This is a genomic window from Labrenzia sp. 011, from assembly GCF_003075075.1.
Taxonomy (GTDB): Bacteria; Pseudomonadota; Alphaproteobacteria; order Rhizobiales; family Stappiaceae; genus Roseibium.
The window spans coordinates 1-1,321 of sequence record NZ_QCYM01000059.1; the positions used below are offsets into that span (position 1 = coordinate 1).

Annotated in this window: 1 protein-coding gene and 1 other annotated feature; the gene reads left to right on the top strand. The window is 59.8% G+C overall.

Annotation, left to right across the window (positions count from 1 at the left end; all coding sequences use genetic code 11):
* The first annotated feature begins 53 nt into the window (after positions 1-53).
* A protein-coding gene (locus DCO57_RS22185) for an IS3 family transposase (RefSeq protein WP_116701100.1) occupies positions 54-1,282 on the top strand; the annotation gives its coding sequence in 2 pieces (ribosomal slippage) (positions 54-342 and positions 342-1,282; 1,230 coding nt in all).
* Positions 335-451 (top strand) — a sequence feature (AL1L pseudoknot). (Overlaps the previous gene by 117 nt.)
* Positions 1,283-1,321 lie beyond the last annotated feature (39 nt).

Here is a 1,321-nt window from a genome sequence, read left to right on the forward strand (position 1 = left end):
TGAACCGCGCCGGGTTTGCCGGAGGCTCCAACTCCTGAGTAGGATGGAGCACGATGAGCAAAACGACGAACAAGTTTTCCCCTGAAGTACGCGAACGAGCGGTACGCCTTGTGCTGGACAATGAAGGCCAGCACGGGTCTCGCTGGCAAGCGATCGTATCAATAGCAGCCAAGATCGGCTGCTCGGCGCACACGCTGAACGAATGGGTCAAGAGATCCGAGGTTGATAGTGGTGCGCGGGCGGGCATCCCGACGGAGATGGCCGAGAAGATGAAGGCCCTGGAGCGGGAGAACCGTGAGCTTCGTCAGGCCAATGAGATACTGCGCAAGGCGTCTGCTTATTTTGCGATGGCGGAGCTCGACCGCCCATTGAAGCGATGATTTCCTTCATCGAAGAACACCGAGGTGTGTTTGGGGTCGAGCCGATTTGCAGAGTGCTGCCGATTGCCCCGTCGACTTATTACGAGAACATCGCCAAGCGTGAGGACGTGGACCGGCTTTCCGTCCGCGCCCGCGGCGATATCGCCTTGAAGATAGAGATCCGCCGTGTCTTCGAAGAGAACTTCCGGGTCTATGGCGTGCGCAAGATCTGGCGGCAATTGCAGCGGGAGGGTTTCGATGTCGCCCGTTGCACCGTGTCCCGGCTCATGAGGGCGATGGGGCTTCAGGGGATCATCCGTGGCAAACCGGTCAAGACGACGTTCCCAGACAAGTCAGCCCCCAGCCCGCTCGACCGTGTGAACCGCCAGTTCAAGGCACCGGCACCGAACAGGCTCTGGGTTTCGGATTTCACGTACGTGGCCACCTGGCAGGGCTTCGTCTATGTCGCCTTCGTCATCGACGTATTTGCCCGGCGCATTGTCGGCTGGCGTGTCAGCCGGACGGCGCATGCGACCTTCGTTCTCGATGCTCTGGAGCAGGCACTTCATGATCGGCGTCCCATTCATGGCGGTGGCCTCGTGCATCACTCGGACAGGGGCGTCCAGTACGTGTCCATTCGCTATTCCGAGCGGCTGGCAGAAGCAGGCATTGAGCCCTCGGTCGGGAGCGTAGGCGACTCATATGACAATGCTCTCGCCGAAACGATCAACGGTCTTTACAAAGCCGAGGTCATTCATCGACGTGGACCGTGGCGCAACTGCGAAGCCGTCGAGTTTGCCACTCTCGAATGGGTCGACTGGTTCAATCACCGGCGTCTTCTGGAGCCCATAGGAAACATCCCTCCGGCTGAAGCGGAGGAACGATACTACGCCACGCTGGATCAACCGGCGGTGGCAGCATAACTTAAGCCAAACAGCCTCCGGCGAACCCGGCGCGGTTCA